Annotated in this window: 17 protein-coding genes; 11 read left to right on the forward strand and 6 right to left on the reverse strand. The window is 70.2% G+C overall.

The genetic code is table 11. The features are described 5' to 3' along the window. The 5 genes from VI238_RS18210 to VI238_RS18230 all read right to left on the reverse strand — a co-directional run. Window positions 1-527 (reverse strand): response regulator transcription factor (locus tag VI238_RS18210; RefSeq protein ID WP_331653886.1); only part of this gene is annotated, 527 nt, incomplete at its 3' end. Continuing rightward, the gene (locus tag VI238_RS18215; RefSeq protein ID WP_331653887.1) at window positions 524-1,810 is read right to left on the reverse strand and encodes an ATP-binding protein; all 1,287 of its coding nucleotides are present in this window, start codon (window positions 1,808-1,810) and stop codon (window positions 524-526) included. The genes VI238_RS18215 and VI238_RS18210, both read right to left, overlap by 4 nt. Before the next feature lie 81 nt (window positions 1,811-1,891). Further along, window positions 1,892-3,274, reverse strand: coding sequence for an ATP-binding protein (locus VI238_RS18220; RefSeq protein ID WP_331653888.1), 1,383 nt, complete (start codon window positions 3,272-3,274; stop codon window positions 1,892-1,894). A gap of 16 nt (window positions 3,275-3,290) precedes the next feature. Next, on the reverse strand, window positions 3,291-3,992 hold the full coding sequence (locus VI238_RS18225; protein WP_331653889.1) for a response regulator transcription factor: 702 nt from the start codon (window positions 3,990-3,992) through the stop codon (window positions 3,291-3,293). Window positions 3,993-4,138: 146 nt separating this feature from the next. Next, window positions 4,139-4,801, reverse strand: a complete 663-nt coding sequence (locus tag VI238_RS18230) for a phosphatase PAP2 family protein (RefSeq protein ID WP_331653890.1) — start codon at window positions 4,799-4,801, stop codon at window positions 4,139-4,141. A 79-nt stretch (window positions 4,802-4,880) separates the two neighbouring features. On the opposite strand from VI238_RS18230, the gene VI238_RS18235 reads away from it, so the two are divergent. From VI238_RS18235 to VI238_RS18255, 5 genes are all read left to right on the forward strand, one after another. Then, window positions 4,881-5,252 (forward strand): diacylglycerol kinase, encoded by a 372-nt coding sequence (locus tag VI238_RS18235; RefSeq protein ID WP_331653891.1) that lies wholly within the window; start codon window positions 4,881-4,883, stop codon window positions 5,250-5,252. Window positions 5,253-5,260: 8 nt separating this feature from the next. Then, on the forward strand, window positions 5,261-6,022 hold the full coding sequence (locus VI238_RS18240) for a TerC family protein (RefSeq protein ID WP_331653892.1): 762 nt from the start codon (window positions 5,261-5,263) through the stop codon (window positions 6,020-6,022). A 380-nt stretch (window positions 6,023-6,402) separates the two neighbouring features. After that, window positions 6,403-7,071: a LemA family protein gene (locus VI238_RS18245; protein WP_331653893.1), complete on the forward strand. Its 669-nt coding sequence runs from the start codon at window positions 6,403-6,405 to the stop codon at window positions 7,069-7,071. 128 nt (window positions 7,072-7,199) lie between these two features. Continuing rightward, complete coding sequence (locus VI238_RS18250; protein ID WP_331653894.1) at window positions 7,200-8,090, forward strand: TPM domain-containing protein; 891 nt, start codon at window positions 7,200-7,202, stop codon at window positions 8,088-8,090. A 1-nt stretch (window position 8,091) separates the two neighbouring features. After that, complete coding sequence (locus tag VI238_RS18255) at window positions 8,092-8,574, forward strand: TPM domain-containing protein (protein WP_331653895.1); 483 nt, start codon at window positions 8,092-8,094, stop codon at window positions 8,572-8,574. Window positions 8,575-8,628: 54 nt separating this feature from the next. Here VI238_RS18255 and VI238_RS18260 read toward each other — a convergent pair whose 3' ends face one another. Continuing rightward, window positions 8,629-10,728, reverse strand: a complete 2,100-nt coding sequence (locus VI238_RS18260) for a hypothetical protein (protein WP_331653896.1) — start codon at window positions 10,726-10,728, stop codon at window positions 8,629-8,631. 169 nt (window positions 10,729-10,897) lie between these two features. On the opposite strand from VI238_RS18260, the gene VI238_RS18265 reads away from it, so the two are divergent. From VI238_RS18265 to VI238_RS18290, 6 genes are all read left to right on the forward strand, one after another. After that, a complete protein-coding gene (locus VI238_RS18265) occupies window positions 10,898-11,953 on the forward strand; it encodes an NAD(P)-dependent alcohol dehydrogenase (RefSeq protein ID WP_331653897.1) in 1,056 nt (351 codons plus the stop codon). 16 nt (window positions 11,954-11,969) lie between these two features. After that, complete coding sequence (locus VI238_RS18270) at window positions 11,970-12,953, forward strand: aldo/keto reductase (RefSeq protein ID WP_331653898.1); 984 nt, start codon at window positions 11,970-11,972, stop codon at window positions 12,951-12,953. A gap of 95 nt (window positions 12,954-13,048) precedes the next feature. Further along, the gene (locus VI238_RS18275) at window positions 13,049-13,252 is read left to right on the forward strand and encodes a KTSC domain-containing protein (RefSeq protein ID WP_331653899.1); all 204 of its coding nucleotides are present in this window, start codon (window positions 13,049-13,051) and stop codon (window positions 13,250-13,252) included. Window positions 13,253-13,323: 71 nt separating this feature from the next. Next, the gene (locus VI238_RS18280) at window positions 13,324-14,631 is read left to right on the forward strand and encodes an acetamidase/formamidase family protein (protein ID WP_331653900.1); all 1,308 of its coding nucleotides are present in this window, start codon (window positions 13,324-13,326) and stop codon (window positions 14,629-14,631) included. Between the two features lie 199 nt (window positions 14,632-14,830). Then, the gene (locus VI238_RS18285) at window positions 14,831-15,196 is read left to right on the forward strand and encodes an STAS/SEC14 domain-containing protein (RefSeq protein ID WP_331653901.1); all 366 of its coding nucleotides are present in this window, start codon (window positions 14,831-14,833) and stop codon (window positions 15,194-15,196) included. Between the two features lie 143 nt (window positions 15,197-15,339). Beyond that, a partial coding sequence (locus VI238_RS18290) for a ferritin-like protein (protein WP_331653902.1) occupies window positions 15,340-16,596 on the forward strand: 1,257 nt, incomplete at its 3' end.

Here is a 16,596-nt window from a genome sequence, read left to right on the forward strand (position 1 = left end):
GGGCGCTTGGCGAGCTTGCGCTGCAGCGTGCGCCGATGCAGGCCGAGGCGGCGCGCGGCTTCGGAGATGTTGCCGTCGCACTCGGCGAGCACGCGCTGGATGTGCTCCCACTCGAGCCGCTTGAGCGGCGGTGCGTTGGCCGGCACGGCGCGCTCGACCGCGGTGCTGCCGTCGCCGAGCAGCGCGCCGACGACCTGGTCGGCGTCGACGGGCTTGGCGAGGTAGTCGTGCGCGCCGCGCTTGATCGCCTCGACCGCAGTCGCGATCGAGGCGTAGCCCGTGAGCAGGAGGATGCGCAGGTGGGGCCGCAGCGCGAGCAGTTCCGGGATCAGCGCGAGGCCGTTCTCGGCGCCGAGCTTGAGGTCGAGCACGGCGTAGTCCGGGGCCTTCTCGCGCGCGAGCGCGAGCGCCCGAACGCCGTCGTTGGCGATGTCGACGGCGAACCCGCGCGCGCCGAGCGCGCGCGCGAGCACGGCCGCGAACACGGCGTCGTCGTCGATGAGCAGGAGCGGATGGGGTTCGTTCATCGCGGTGGATTGTCGTTCGCGAGCAGCGGTAGGCGCAATCGCTGGCGCAGGCCGCCGCCGTCGGCCGCGTGCGCGGAGAGTTCGCCGCCGAGGCGCTCGGCGGTCGCATGGGCGAGCGCGAGCCCGAGGCCGAGGCCGTCGCGCTTGCTCGTGCGGAACGCGACGCCGGCGCCCGGCGCGATCCCGCGGCCGTGGTCGCGCACCGCGAACTCGACCAGCGAATGCGTCGCCGCGAGGCGCAGTTCGACCGCGTCCGAGCCGGCCGTGAGCGACGCGTCGGCCGCGTTGCTGAGCAGGTTGATCAGGGCATGGCTGAGATCCGGTGGCGCCTCGATCCAGCGCCCGCCGGCATCGCCGTCGAAGCCGATGTCGAGTGCGATCTCCGGGCGCAGCAGGCGGAACTGGTGCTCGCAACCGTCGACGAAGGTCGCCAGCGTGAGCCGCTCCGGCGTGCCGGCGAGGCGGCGGCTGCCGACGTCGACGAGCTGGCGCAGGATGTCGCGGCAGCGATCGGCCTGTCCGGTCAGCAGGGCGAGGTCGGCCGCGAGCGCGGGGTCGCCGGCGCGCTCGCGCTGCAGTTCGGCGAGCAGCGTGCGGATCGTCGACAGCGGCGTATTGAGCTCGTGCGCGGTGCCCGCCGCCTGCGTCGCGATCGCGAGGATGCCTTCGTCGCGCAAGGTGCGCTCGCGCTCGCGTTGGACTTCGGCCTCGCGCGCGCGCAGCGCGCGCGACAGCCGTGCGATGAAGAACGCGAGCACGGCCGCGGTGACGACGAAGTTCGCGCAGACGGCGACCACGTGCAGGTCCGAGCCGGCGATGCGCACGTCGTGCAGCGGGGGCAGCGGCGCGTGCCAGCCGATCAGCAGCACGAAACAGGTCGACGCGAGCACGGCCACCGCCGCGACGTAGCGCAGCGACAGCGCCGTGGCCGCGAGCGCGATCGGCATCACCAGCAGCGAGACGAACGGATTGTCGACGCCACCGGACCAGTACAGCAGGTACGCCAGCACGAGGATGTCCACCGCGACGTGGCCGAACGCCTCGGCGAGCGTGACCGGCCACGGCTGGTCGAGCCGCCAGAACGCGAACAGTGCGAACAGGCCGAGCGCGCCGATGCCGATCGCGAGCGGTGCCACCGGGATCGGCAGGCGCAGCCCGAGCGCGACCACCGCGACCGTGAGCGCCTGCCCGGCGACCGCGCACAGGCGCAACCAGGCGAGCGTCTCGGCGAGCCCGTGCGCGCGCTGGAAGAAGCCGCGCCGGATGGCGGTGGGGGCGATCATCGCTGCATTGTACGAAGGCAGGACGGTTCCGGATGCGGGATTGCGCGGCGCCGCGTCGGCCGTCGGCATCCCGCCCGCCGCCTACGCACCGAGCGGCAGCTCGACGACGACTTCGAGCCCGCCGCCGTCGGCGTTGCGCGCGATGATCGTGCCGCCGTGGCGTTCGATCGCGCGGCGAGCGATCGCGAGGCCGAGGCCGGTACCGCCGCTCGAGCGCGCGCGCGCGGTGTCGGTGCGGTAGAACGGTTCGAAGATGCGCGACAGCTCGCCGACGGGGACGCCCGGGCCGTGGTCGCGCACGCGGATCGAAGCCCACCCGCCGACCCGCGCGAGCCGGACCGCGACGGTGCTGCCGTCGGCGGTGTAGGCGAGCGCGTTGCGGATCACGTTCTCGAACGCGCTGTAGAGCGCATGGTGCGAGCCGATGAGCGAGACGCGCGCGCGCTCGAGCAGCACGACCTTGCGGCCGCGCGGCACGCCTTCGTAGTCGGCGTTGGTGATCACGTCCTCGAGCAACGTGTCGAGTTCGACGCGGTCGTTCATCGAGACGTTCGTCGTCTCCAGCCGCGACAGCTCGAGCGCCTGCGCGAGCATCGCCTCGAGCCGGTCGGACTCGCATTCGATGCGATCGAGCGATGCGGCCACCTGCGCGGCGTCGCCGCCGCGCGCGAGCTCGAGCGCGACGCGCTGGCGCGCGAGTGGCGAGCGCAGCTCGTGCGAGACGTCGCGCACGAGGCGCCGGTGGCTTTCGATGAACGCCTTGATGCGCTCGGCCATGGCGTCGAACTCGACCGCGAGCGCGCTGATCTCGGCGCTGCGGCCGAAGCGCAGCACGCCGACGCGCGCGTCGAGGTCGCCTTCGGCGAAGCGGCGCGTGCTCGCGCGGATGCGCTGCAGCGGCGCGGCGACGTACCAGGCGAACAGCAGGCTGAAGGCCGCGCTCACCGCCATCGCGACGAGGATGTTCTGCCAGAACCACGTGGGCCGGCGCGAGGCGAGGCGGGACAGGAAGCTGCCTTCGAGCGCCGCGACGGCGGCGTAGACCTCGCTGTTGCGCGTGCGGATCGAGCGCGCGCGCAGGCGTTCGGCGCTGTACACCGGGCCGTACGGCGCATCGGCCACTTGCACGGCCTCGAACGCATGCACCGCGGCGTCGGCGACCGTTTCGGAGGTGCGCCGGTCGAGCAGCTCGCGCCCGTCCGGTCCGAACAGGTACACGCTGATCGGGCCGAACCCGCTTGCCGCGCGCAGCCATTGCCGGGTCGATTCGACGCCTTCATGGCGCAACTCGCGCCCGGTGCGCGCGAGCAGGTCGTCCATCGCCGCCTGCAGGCGCGTCATCTCGAGCCCGGGGATCTTCTCGGTCTCGAAGTTGCTCGTCGCGATCCACGCGAACGCGACGAGCAGGAACACGGTCGCGATCCAGAACGCGACGAAGATGCGCCAGAACAGTCGCTGCATCATGGCCGAACGGGCCCGATCACGCGCCGTCGCCGAGCTGGCGCAGCAGGTAGCCGCTGCGATGGATCGTCGTGATCGGCGAGCCGCCGTCCGGCGCGTCGCCGAGCTTTCGGCGCAGGTTCGACACGTGCACGTCGATCGAGCGGTCGAACGGCCCGAGCGGGCGCCCGAGCACGCTCTGCGAGATGCGTTCCTTGCTGACGACGCGGCCGGCTTCGCGCAGCAGCAGCGCGAGCAGGTCGAACTCGGTCGCGGTCAGCGACAGCGGCCGCCCGTCCACGCTCACGCTGCGCGACGCCGCGCGCAGCCGGATCGGGCCGTTGTGCAGGTCGGTCAGCGTATCGCCGCCTTCGCCGCGCACGCGGCGCAGCACCGCCCGCAGGCGCGCGGCGAGTTCGCGCGGATTGCACGGCTTGGGGATGTAGTCGTCGGCGCCGAGTTCGAGGCCGAGGATGCGGTCGATGTCCTCGCCGAGCGCGGTGAGCATGATCACGGGAAGCGCCGACTCGCGCCGCAGTTCGCGCAGCGCGTCGAGGCCCGAACGGCCCGGCATCATGACGTCGAGCACGAGCGCGTCGAACGCCTGCGCGCGCGCGGCCGCGAGCGCGGCATCGGCGCTGTGCGCGATGACGACGTCGAAGCCTTCGCGGGTGAGGAAGTCGCGCAGGAGCTGCGCGAGTTCCTCGTCGTCGTCGGCGATCAGGATGCGGTTGCGAGCCATGTCGCAAGCATAGCGCCCTCGCGCGCGCGTCGCGGCCGCGGTCTCTGCCTCGTTCGCGGTCCTTTGCACGGATTTACGCCGCGCATGCGTCGCGCGAATGCGGCGCAGGTGCAGCGCGCGCGATGGGCGCACCGGTCGCGGTTCGATCAGCGCCGGGCCTGCATCGGAGCGCTGGCGCGCATCGACGGCTCGCGAAGCCAGCGTCGCAGCACGGTCGCGACGAGCAGCGAGTACGACGCGGCGATCAGCGCGGACGCGGCCACGTCGGAAAGGAAGTGCTTGGCCATGTCGATGCGCGCGAGGATCGCGAAGACAGGCATGGCGATCAGCACGGCGCGCTGCCACGAGCGCGGACACGCTGCGGCGAGCGGCAACAACAGGCCGAAGTAGAACGCCGAATGGCCGGACGGGAACGACGTTCCGCCCGCGTGCCACGCGTGCGACCAGGCGCCGGTCTCCAACAGCTGCTGCGGGCGCAGTCGGCCGAACAGCGCCTTGCCGAGATCCACCGTGTGCAACGTCGCGACCTGCACGACGCCGGCGGCGAGCACGGCGCGGGGCCAGCGCGCGTCGCGCCGCGCAGCCGAGCCGAGCGCGCCGACCGCGATCGCGACGCAACCGGCGAGCCAGAACCAGATCGGGATGCCGCTGGCGGCATCGAGCGCCGCGAGCCCGACGACGAACACCGATGCGTTCTCGATCCCGCTCGCGCGCACCCATTCGGCGAGGGGACGGTCGATGCCGGCGATCCCGGCCAGCACGAGCAGCGCCGCGGCGAGCGCGGTCCAGGCCAGCAGTCGGCGATCCATTCGTCCCCGGGGGCAGGCGCCGGCAGGCGGCCGGCCTATGGCATCATAGCCGGCATTTCGCACGCCTCGAACGACCTTCATGCCGAGTACCGAACCGCGCGGCCCGCGCCAGATCGCCCGTGCCTTCCGATGGTCGATGATGGGCCTGCGCGCCGCGTGGCGGTACGAGGCGTCGTTCCGCCTCGAGGCTTACCTGTTCGCGATCTTCTTTCCGCTCGGTCTGTGGATCGGCCGCGGACCGATCGAGAAGGCGCTGCTGACCGGCAGCCTCGTCCTCGTGCTGTCGGCCGAACTGCTCAATTCCGCGGTCGAGGCGATCGTCGACAAGGCGAGTCCGGAGTTCCACGAACTGGCGGGCCGCGCGAAGGACATGGGCTCCGCCGCGGTACTGCTGCTCATGGCCAACGTCGTCCTGTGCTGGGGCCTCGTCCTGTGGCCGCGGTTCGGTTGAGCTAGCGCGTGGAGCTTCTCGCCGACCCGCAGGCCTGGATCGCGCTGCTCACGCTCGCCACGCTCGAGATCGTGCTCGGCGTCGACAACCTCGTCTTCATCTCGATCGCGGTCAGCGAACTACCGCTCGCGCGGCGCCCCGCGGCGCGCCGGATCGGGCTCGCGTTCGCCTGCGTCACGCGCATCCTGCTCCTGCTTTCGCTCGCCCACCTCGCACGCATGGACGATCGCACGTCCGGGCTGTTCCGCATCTTCGGCCAGGTCATCTCGATCCGAGACCTCGTGCTCATCGGCGGCGGGATCTTCCTCGTCGTCAAGGGCGTGATGGAGATCTGGGAGGCGCTGACCGAGGACGCCGCCGACCAGCGCGCGTCGCAGGCGTCGGCGAGCTTCGCGCTCGTGATCGCGCAGATCGCGCTCATCGACATCGTGTTCTCGCTCGACTCGGTGATCACCGCAGTCGGCATGGTGAACCTGTTGCCGGCGATGGTCGGCGCGATCGTGCTCGCGGTGCTCGTGATGATCACGATCGCCGACCCGATTGGGAATTTCATCGACCGCAACCCGACCATCAAGATGCTCGCGCTCGCGTTCATCATCCTCGTCGGCGCGGTGCTGCTGTGCGACGGCTTCGGCCTGCACGTGCCGCGCGCGTACCTCTATTTCGCGATGGCCTTCTCGGGCGCGGTCGAGTCGCTCAACCTGGTCGCGCGCCGGCGCCGCCGCCGCCGCGCCGAGGAGCGGGCCGCGCAGCGCGCAGATGGCGCGTGAAGGCCGGGCCGAAGCCAGAGCCAGAGCCAGAGCCAGAGCTTTCGACACGAAGGACACGAAGGACACGAAGGAAAGCAAGATCAGGGAAGAGCGTCAAAGCTTGAAACACGGAGCACACGGAGCACACGGAGAAGGCAAAGCTAGCAAGAGCTTTGCTGTTTTAATCTCTGAACTGCTTTGCTTTTCCTTCGTGTCCTTCGTGTCCTTCGTGTTTCAATCTTTTGGTCTTTGGTCTTTGGTCTTTGGTCTTTGGTCTTTGTCTTTGGTCTTTGGTCTTTGGCCTCGATGCCGCCCCGGGCGGCCGGGGTGGTGGGCCACTTGCGCGCAGGCGCGTCCGGCTCCACAGTGTTGGCAGCGTCGTTCACGAGGGAGGACGTCCCATGCGGTACCTGTTGCTAGCGTGCGTGCTCGTCGCGTCGAGCCTGCTCTCCGGTTGCGGTTACAACGCGATCCAGTCGAAGGACGAGGGCGTCAAGGCGGCCTGGTCCGAAGTGCTGAACCAGTACCAGCGGCGCGCCGACCTCGTGCCGAACCTCGTCAACACGGTGAAGGGCTACGCCACGCACGAGGAAGAGGTGTTCACGAAGGTCACCGAGGCGCGCGCGAAGGTCGGCCAGATCAACCTCACCGCCGACGACCTCACCGATGAAAACAAGATGCGCGCGTTCCAGCAGGCGCAGGGCGAACTGTCGAGCGCGCTCTCGCGCCTCATGGCCGTCTCGGAGAATTATCCGAACCTCAAGGCGGACGGCCTGTTCCAGAACCTGCAGGCGCAGCTCGAAGGCACCGAGAACCGCGTGACCGTCGCGCGCAACCGCTTCATCCAGAGCACGCAGGACTACAACACGTTCGTGCGCCAGTTCCCGCAGAACCTCACCGCGATGATGTTCGGCTACAAGCCGAAGGCGAACTTCACGGTCGAGAACGAAAAGCAGATCTCGACCGCGCCGACGGTCGACTTCAGCAAGCCCACGCCGCCGCAGCCGGCTCCCGCGCAGCAACCGGCGCAGCAGCAGCCCGCGCCGGCGCAGCCGGAACCGGCGCACTGAGTCGAAGCCCCGATGGCGGGCCGCGGGGGACCCGGTGGGCCGGATCAAGCCGCGCAAGCGGCGGATCCGGCGCTGCGTGCCTCGATCCTCCTTGCCGTTTTCGCGGCTCCTGCGACGGGCGGCCCCTGATGCATTCACTCCGCGCCCTCGCATGCGTCGCCGCGCTGCTCGCAACGTGCGGCGCGGCGCTCGCCGCCGACGGCGACGTGAAGGCGATCCCCGCGCTGACCGCGCGCGTGAGCGACTACACCGGCACGCTCGACGCGACCCAGCGCCAGTCGCTCGAAGACGAACTCGCCGCGCTCGAGAAGGCCAAAGGCGCGCAGGTCGGCGTGCTGATCGTGCCGACGACGCAGCCCGAGGACATCGCGCAGTACGGCATCCGCGTCGGCGACGCGTGGAAGCTCGGCCGCAAGGGCACCGACGACGGCGTCATCCTCATCGTCGCCAAGGACGACCGCCGCGTTCGCATCGAAGTCGGGCGCGGCCTCGAAGGCGCGATCCCCGATGCCGCGGCCGCGCGCATCATCCGCGAGTACATCGCACCGCGTTTCCGTGCCAACGATTACTACGGCGGCGTCCACGATGCACTCGGCGCGTTGACGAAGCTCGTCAACGACGAACCCTTGCCGCCGCCGTTGACCGAGGAACACGGCGGCGGCGACGAGGGCGACCGCTTCGCGCCCGCGATCATCGCCGCGTGGTTCGCCGCGCTGTTCCTGCGCGGGCTGTTCGGCGGCGCGCCCGCGGGCGTGCGCGCGCCGATCGTCGGCGTGGGTGCAGGCGGCATCGGCTGGCTCATCAGCGGGCTGCTGCCGCTCGGCCTCGGCCTCGGCGTGTTCGGACTCGTGTTCGGCCTGCTCGGTGGCGGCGGCGGTGGCGGCTTCGCCAATCGCGGCGGCTGGGGCGGATTCGGCGGCGGTGGTGGCGGCTGGAGCAGCGGCGGCGGCTTCGGTGGCGGTGGATTCAGCGGCGGCGGCGGCGGTTTCAGTGGCGGCGGCGCGTCGGGGAGCTGGTGACATGCGCGTGATCCGCCATCTGTTCGTTTCCTCGAAGCGGCGCTTCCCGCCTGCGAGACTCGACGCGATCCAGCATGCGATCTCGGCGAGCGAACACCGGCATCGCGGCGAGATCGTGTTCGCGGTCGAAGGCAGCCTGCCGTTCGTCGACGTCGTGCGGGGGCGCGATGCGCGCGACCGCGCGCACGAGGTGTTCGCGCGCCTGCGCGTATGGAACACCGAACACAACACCGGCGTGCTGATCTACCTCCTGCTCGCCGACCACGCGATCGAGATCGTCGCCGACCGCGGCGTCGCGAAGGAAATTCCCGAGCGCGAATGGGCGCCGATCTGCGCGCTCATGCAGGACCGTTTCCGCAAGGGCGATTACGAGCACGGCGCGCTCGAGGGCGTCGCCGCGGTCGGCGAACTGCTTGCGCGACACTTTCCCGCGGACGGCGAGCGCAATCGCGACGAGTTGCCCGATCGCCCGGTGCTGCTGTAACCGCCTGCGCCGCGGGGGCGGGGCGCAGGCGGCGTCGGGCGCGACGCGCGAAGGTCAGGGGCTCGTTTCCATGCCCGACGCGAAAATGCGGTCGGACAACGCGAGGCGATAGCGGAACATGCCGACGTCGCTGCCTGCAGCGATGCGCCATTCGTCGAACGGGCGCGGTTCGACGGCGAGCTGGTCGCGTTCGGCCAGGTGAGCGGCGAGAAAGTCGCTTTGCGCGAGCTCCGTGCCCGTGGTCCCATCGATCAGGCGCAAGCGTCCGCCGGAGGATACGAGCAGGCGGTCGACGCGGCCACCGAGCGGCTTGACCGCATCGATCGGTTCGGCCAGCGTGAACGAGCGAAGGAACATGCGCGTCGAGGCCTGGTAGAACGAAAGGGTGCCGTCTTTCTCGATGCCGATCTCCGCGCCGGAGACGCCTTGTTCCACGAGAAATGCGGCATCGTTCGGGACTTCGAATGTCCAGTCGAGCACGTGCGAGAGGCGTCCGAATGCGCGCAATCCGCTCGGCAGTACGGCGACGACTTCGTCGCCGGCGCCCGTCGCGGGCGGCAACGCGAATACGCCGTTGATCCTCTGGTCTCCGTTCGGGCCCATTCCCACCGATTGCCAGATGGGATTCCCGGCCTGCGAGTAGGCATGCAGCATCGCTCCGGTCACCCAGCTCAGTATCGGTTCGCTCGCGGCGACGATGTCGTCGACGCCGTCGCCGTCCATGTCGAGCATGATCGCATCCATGATGCCGCGCGAGTCGAATCCCGATTCCCGACCCAGATCGAGGTACAGGTCGTGCGAGGCGCCACCGACGAGCAGCATGCGGCCGTCGTACAGGGAAGTGCCGGCGACGAGGATGCGCTTCTCGCCCGACGGCGTGACGGGTTCGACGACGAGGAGCCGGTACGGTGCGGTCGCGTACACCTCGGGGTCGGCCTCGCTGTCGGACAGCCACTCGGTCGCGCCCGTGCGCATGTCGCGTACCTGCAACCCCGCGGAATGGTCCCATGGCACGAATCCGGCGCTGCCCACGAGTTCGCTCGCGCCGTCGCCGTCGACGTCGCCGATCGTCGCCACGACCTGCGGCGCGCTGCGCGATTCCAGCCTCCATCGCACGTTCCCGCTCGCCGCATCCACGATCGTGATCGATGTGGGCGCGGCGAAGGCGAGCTGGCGGGGCGTGCCCGGCCCGCCGGTCGCGATCGAGGCGATCGCGCCGGCGCCGCCGAGTGCCGGATAGTGCATGCGCACCGCGCGCGTGACGCTATCGAGGAGCTCCACGTCGTAGGCGCTCTTGCTGAAGACGATCTCGTCGACGCCATCGCCGTCGGCGTCGACGGCGGCGAGCGCCACCACGTTGAAGTAGAGTTCGTCGGCGAAATCCCACAATGGCGAGTAGGGCGCTGCGGAGAACACCGTCAACCGGTCCCCGGCCCCGACGAACCCGCGATTCGTCGCGGAGCCGAAGTGACCCGAGGCGAGCCACGTACCGAAGCGGTCGGGGTAGCTCCAGTCGACCGCGCGGGTGGCTCCGTCGAGGACGCGGGCCGGCTTGACGCCGCCGAGCACCATCTCGAGCGCGGCATCGTCGTCGAGCTGCGCGAGCAGGACTTCGCCGGGGCCGTCCGAGGGCATGCTCCATTCCGGAGTGGCGGCGGGCATCGCGTAGGCGGCGATCGTCGACGCGCTGCGCACGACCAGGTCGGGATTCCCGTCCGCGTCGATGTCGCCGACCGTGGCGGACGAGGCATCGACGAGGATCGGGAACGTACGCAGCGGACGCAGCGGCCAGCCGACCCACTCGCTCGCGGCTCCGCCCTCGCCGACGACGAGCAGGTGCGCGCCGTCGGCGGCGGTGAACGCGAGCAGCCGCGTCGGCATGTTTCCGTCGACCTGCAGCAGCAACGACTGCTTCACGTCGAGCGCGTTGCCCGTGCTCCCTGCGACGTGGATCGTCATCGTCGTGCCGATAGCGGCGGTGGAGCCGAGGAACGCGAGATCGTCCCTGCCGTCGCCGTCGAAATCGGCGACCGCGAGGCCGAACCGATCGGCATAGTCGAACGCGGGGAAGTCATGCCCCAATTCGTCGAATCGAGGCGCCGCGACGCTCGCCATCATGCCCGACGCCAGCAAGAGTGCCAGCACGACGTTCATCCCCTTCATTTCCCCTGCTCCGAATCCGGTGGCGTACACCAAAGCGGCAAAGTGTACCCAATCGCAGCCGCGGGTGCGCGCGGAAACGGCCGCCCTGCGCATGGGCGATGGAGAAAGTCACCGGCGAGGTTTATCGTGTCGGTCCGCGCAACCCATCACGGAGCATGGAATGAACGAGACCAAAGCCTGGGGCGCCCATGCCGGCGACAGGCCACTCGAACCGATCGACATCACGCGCCGCGCGCCCGGCGCGCACGACGTGCAGATCCAGATCGCCTATTGCGGCGTCTGCCATTCGGACCTGCACACGGTGCGCTCGGAGTGGGGCGGCACGCGCTATCCATGCGTGCCGGGCCACGAGATCGTCGGCGAGGTCACCGCGGTCGGCGACGCCGTCGCCGCGTTCAAGGTCGGCGACACCGTCGGCGTCGGCTGCCTCGTCGGCAGTTGCCAGCGTTGCGCTTCCTGCGCCGAAGGGCTCGAGCAGTACTGCGAGAACGGTTTCGTCGGCACCTACAACGGCCCGACGGCCGATGCACCCGGGCACACGCTCGGCGGCTATTCGCAGCGCATCGTCGTCGACGACAAGTTCGTGCTGAAGATCCGTCACCCGAAGGCGCAGCTCGCCGCGGTCGCACCGCTGCTCTGCGCGGGCATCACGACGTACTCGCCGCTGCGCCACTGGAACGTCGGTCCCGGCAGCAAGGTCGGCATCGTCGGCATCGGCGGGCTCGGCCACATGGGCATCAAGATCGCGCACGCGATGGGCGCGCACACGGTCGCGTTCACGACCAGCGAGGGCAAGCGGCAGGACGCGCTCGACCTCGGTGCCGACGACGTCGTCGTCTCGCGCAATGCGGACGAGATGCGCGCGCACGCGGGTAGCTTCGACTTCATCCTCGACACGGTCGCCGCGAGCCACGACCTCGACGCGTTGACGATGCTGCTCAAGCGCGACGGCACCCTCTGCCTCGTCGGCGTACCCGAGCATCCGCATCCGAGCCCGAACGTCGGCGCGATCATCTTCGGCCGCAAGGCGATCGCGGGATCGCTGATCGGCGGCATCGCCCAGACGCAGGAGATGCTCGATTTCTGCGCCGAACGCGGCATCGTCGCGGACATCGAGATGATCCCGATCCAGAAGATCGACGAAGCGTACGACCGCATGCAGAAGAGCGACGTGAAGTACCGCTTCGTCATCGACAGCGCGAGCCTCGGGCGCTGACGGCAGGGCGTGATCCATGAAGATGCGCACGCTTGGCCGTAGTGGCCTCGAGGTTTCGGCGACCGGCTTCGGCTGCATGGGCCTCAGCCATGCGTACGGGCCGGTGACCGAACGCACGGCCGCGATCGCGCTGCTTCGGCACGCGGTCGAGCAGGGCGTGACCCTGTTCGACACGGCCGAGGTGTACGGACCGTTCACGAACGAGGAACTCGTCGGAGAAGCGCTCGCGCCGCTGCGCGAGCACGTCGCCATCGCGACCAAGTTCGGTTTCCGCGATGCCGATGCGAACGCCGGCCTCGACAGCCGGCCCGCGCGGATCCGCGCGGTCGCCGAAGCGTCGCTGCGACGCTTGCGCACGGACCGCATCGACCTGCTCTACCAGCATCGCGTCGACCCCGCGGTGCCGATCGAGGACGTCGCCGGTACGGTCAGGCGCCTGGTCGAGGAAGGCAAGGTGCTGCATTTCGGCCTGTCGGAGGCGGGCAGTGAAACGATCCGGCGCGCGCATGCGGTGCAGCCGGTCGCCGCACTGCAGAGCGAATACTCGCTCTGGTGGCGCGAGCCGGAGGCGACCGTGATGCCGACGCTCGAGGAGCTCGGCATCGGGTTCGTGCCGTTCAGCCCGCTCGGGCGCGGCTTCCTCACCGGCGCGATCGATGCCGACACCGCGTTCGAGAGCAACGACTTCCGCAATACGCTGCCGCGGTTCTCGGTCGAGGCGCGTCGCGCGAACCAGGCGCTCGTCGATCGCATCGCGGCAATCGCCATGGCGAAGGGCGTCACGGCCGCGCAGATCGCACTCGCCTGGCTGCTCGCTCGCAAGCCGTGGATCGTGCCGATTCCGGGTACGACCAAACGCCATCGCCTCGACGAGAACGTCGCCGCAGCGTCGATCGAGCTGTCGCAGGCCGACCTCGACGGCATCGACGCCGCACTCGCGGACGTCGCCGTGTACGGGGATCGCTATCCGCCCGAGCGACAGCGCCAGGTCGGTCGCTGACGCATGCATCGCGGCGCGGGGATTTCGCCCGCGGCACGTGACGGCCGCTGCGGTCGGGCGTACGGTCGCGCTTGGAATCCGCCGAACGAATGCCGATGGACATGATCCCCGTGCAGTCCTCCGCGATTGCCGCGATCGGCTACGACGCGGCGACGCGGCTCATGAAGATCCGTTTCGTCGAAGGCAACACGTACGACTTCTGCGACGTGCCTGCGCACGTGTTCGACGGCCTGCGCACGGCCGCGTCTCCGGGGCGCTATTACGCCGAGCACGTGCGCGATCGATATCCCTGCCACTGATCGGCCGCGGCACGCACGCGACGCTCCCGGCCGATCGCGCATCCCGTAGTGACCCGTCCCGGAGTCCTTCGATGCGCATCGTTTCGTTCGTCTTCCTCTTCGTGCTCCTGCAGCCGCCTGCGACCGCCGGCGAAGCGCTGCGCGGGCGCTGGCTCGTCACCACCGATCTGTGGGGCAATCCGAGCCATGCGTTGCTCGAGCTGCACCATGACGGCCACGCATGGACGGGGACGTTCGACGGCGACCCGCTCACGGCCGAGCGCCGTGGCGCCATGCTGCACGTGCGCGTGCATGCGGCCGACGGCCACACGTACGCGTATGACGGCGAAGGCAGCGGCGATACGTTGCGCGGTAGTGCGGAGTGGCCGGACAGCAACCATCCGGGTCGGCGTGTTCGCCACGCATTCGTCGCGCGCCGCATTGCCGAGCGGCCGCCGGGGCCGCCGCGCACATGGACGTTCGAGCCCGGGACGTTCTCCAACGAATTCTCGCCGCATCGCCCGCCCGTGCTCACGATCTGGCCGGGCGACGCGGTGCGCACGCGGACGGTCGACTCCGGAGGCGTCGACGCCCACGACGTCACGCGTGCGTTGTTCGGCAATCCGCAGACGGGACCGTTCTACGTCGACGGGGCCGAACCCGGCGACACGCTCGTCGTGCGCATCGTGCGCCTGCGCCCGGACCGCGACTTCGCCGACAGCCTCGATGCGATCGTCGGGCGCGCCCTCGGCGCGAGCCTCGCTGCCGACGCGCGCTCGCTCGGCAAACCGGTGCGCTGGGCGATCGATCGCGAGCGCGGCGTCGCGCGCCCGCAGCAGCCAAGCGAGCGGCTGCGGCATTTCGAGGTGCCGCTGCGGCCGATGCTCGGCGGCCTGGCGGTCGCGCCGCCGTTCGGTTCCGCGCCGGTTTCGACCGGCGATGCGGGCCGCTTCGGCGGCAACATGGACTTCAACGAGGTCGCCGAAGGCGCGACCGTCTACCTGCCCGTGTACCAACCGGGCGCGCTGCTCTACCTCGGCGACGCGCACGCGCGTCAAGGCGACGGCGAGACGTCGCAGTACGCGCTCGAGACCTCGATGGACGTCGAGTTCGCCGTCGACGTCGTGCACGGCGGGGCGCCGTCCTCGCCGCGCGTGGAATCCGCGTCGCAGCTCATGGTGCTCGGCCAGGCCGGCTCGCTCGACGAAGCGGTGCGCGCGGCGACTACCGGCCTCATCGACTGGCTGCGGCAGGACTACGGGCTCGACCTTTCCGAAAGCGCGCAGGTGCTCGGCAGTGCCGTCGAATACCGCATTGCGAACCTCGCCGGACGCAGCGTCGGGGTCGCGGCGAAACTCGACAAGTCACTGCTCGCGGGCCTCGCACGCGTCGCTCGCTGAGCGAGGGACGGGCGTGCGCTGCGAGGCCTGGCATCACTCGCTCGCGCGCGTTGCTCTGGTCGGGAAGCATTCGGGTCCGAGTCATGCACGCTCGCGCATCGTCGTCGTGGGTCATGGCTCGGGACGATGCGATGAATGCGTTCCGGCGCCAGTCATGCGCAGGGGGCGATAGTCGGCGGCAACGCAGCAGGGGAATGCCATGATCGCGACACTGCCCGCACCGCCGCACCTGGCGGCGTTTCGCTTCGACGGTTCGCTCACGGGCGAGGATTTCCATGTCTGCGGCGCCGAGGTCGAGCGCCGGCTCGCGACGCGCGCGCGCATCAACCTGTTCTGCGACATGTCGCGCCATGATGGCGCCACGCTCGAGGAGGTCTCGGCGGACATCCGCGCCGCATTCGGTCGGTTCGGTAAAATCGGCCGTTGCGCGGTCGTGACCCAGCGGCCCTGGGTCGCCGCGATCGACGACGCCGGGAAGGCGATGCTGCCGCACGCCGAGTTGCGCTGCTTCGATGCGGGCGAGCGCGAGATCGCGATGGCCTGGGCGAGCGAGGCGCCACCGTGACCGCGTCGCGCGTCGCACCGGCCGTCGCCCAGCGGTCGCTCGCGGTCGGGTTCGCGCGCGCGCGATTGTCCCGACACACGGTCGCAGCGTAGAGTCCGCACGCCAGCCTCGTCGCCGTCGGGGCCGACGCGCAGGAGCCCCGCATGAACCGCCTCAGCGATCGCGAAACCGTGAGCAGCCGCGAGCACGTGCTGCACCAGCTCTACGAGGCGGCCGAGCTCGAGCACTGCCTCATGTGCACGTATCTTTACGCGGCGTTCTCGCTCAAGACCGACGACGCCGACGGTCTCGCTCCGGCGCAGCTGGAGGCGACGCGACGCTGGCGCGACGTGCTGCTGCAGGTCGCGATCGAGGAGATGGGCCATCTCGTCGCGGTCTGGAACATCACCTCCGCGCTCGGCGGCGCGCCGCGCATCGGTCGCTTCAACCTGCCGCTCGACCCGGGTGCACTGCCCGCGAGCGTCGTGGTCAAGCTCGCGCCATTCGACGAGAAGACGCTGCAGCATTTCATCTTCCTGGAACGGCCCGCGGGATCGGACGAGGCGGATGGCGAAGGGTTCGCGCTCGAGCGTGCGTTCACGCGCGGCGCTCCGGGCAAGCGCATCACGCCGATGGCGATGGATTACGACACGGTCGGAGCGTTCTACGCGGCGATCGGCCAGGGCTTGCGCGACCTCGTCGAGCAGTGGGGCGAGGCGACGACGTTCTGCGGCGATCCGGCGCTGCAGCTGACCGCGGCGGAAGCGGGGCTGCCGCATGCCGCGCGCGTGATCTGCTCGAAGACCGCGCTCGCCGCGTTCGAGGCGATCGTGACGCAGGGCGAGGGCGCGCCGAGCCATGTCGAAGGCTCGCACTACCAGAAGTTCGCGCAGATCCGACGCGAGTTCGCCGACCTGCGCGCACAGGCGGCGGATTTCCAGCCCGCGTTCCCGGCCGCGACCAACCCGGTGCTGCGTAGTCCGCCGCGCGCGGAAGGGCGCGTGCGCATCGAGGAACCGACCGCGGTCGCCGTGGTCGATCTCGCGAGCAGCTGCTACGGCCTCATGTTGCGCCTGCTCGCGTACGCGTACGCGGTACGCTCCGGCGAGAGTGAAAAGAACCTCTCGCTCGATCTCGCGATCGGCCTCATGCACGCGCTCGTGCCGCTCGCCGAGCTCGCGGCGCGCCTGCCCGCCACACCGGGATCGAACGTGAACGCGGGCGTCTCGTTCATCGCGCTGCGCGACGCGGCGGCGTTGCCGCCCGGGCCCGCGGCGCGCCGCATGTTCTGCGAGCGCTTCGAGCAGATCGCCGATGCGGCGCGCGCGCTATCCGCCCAGCCGCATGCGCGCGCGAAGACCGCGCACGACGTGATCGCACGCCTCGCCGCGCGGGCGCTCGCCGAGTTCGATCTTGGCGCG

This window comes from Dokdonella sp. (assembly GCF_036518555.1).
Taxonomy (GTDB): Bacteria; Pseudomonadota; Gammaproteobacteria; order Xanthomonadales; family Rhodanobacteraceae; genus Dokdonella_A.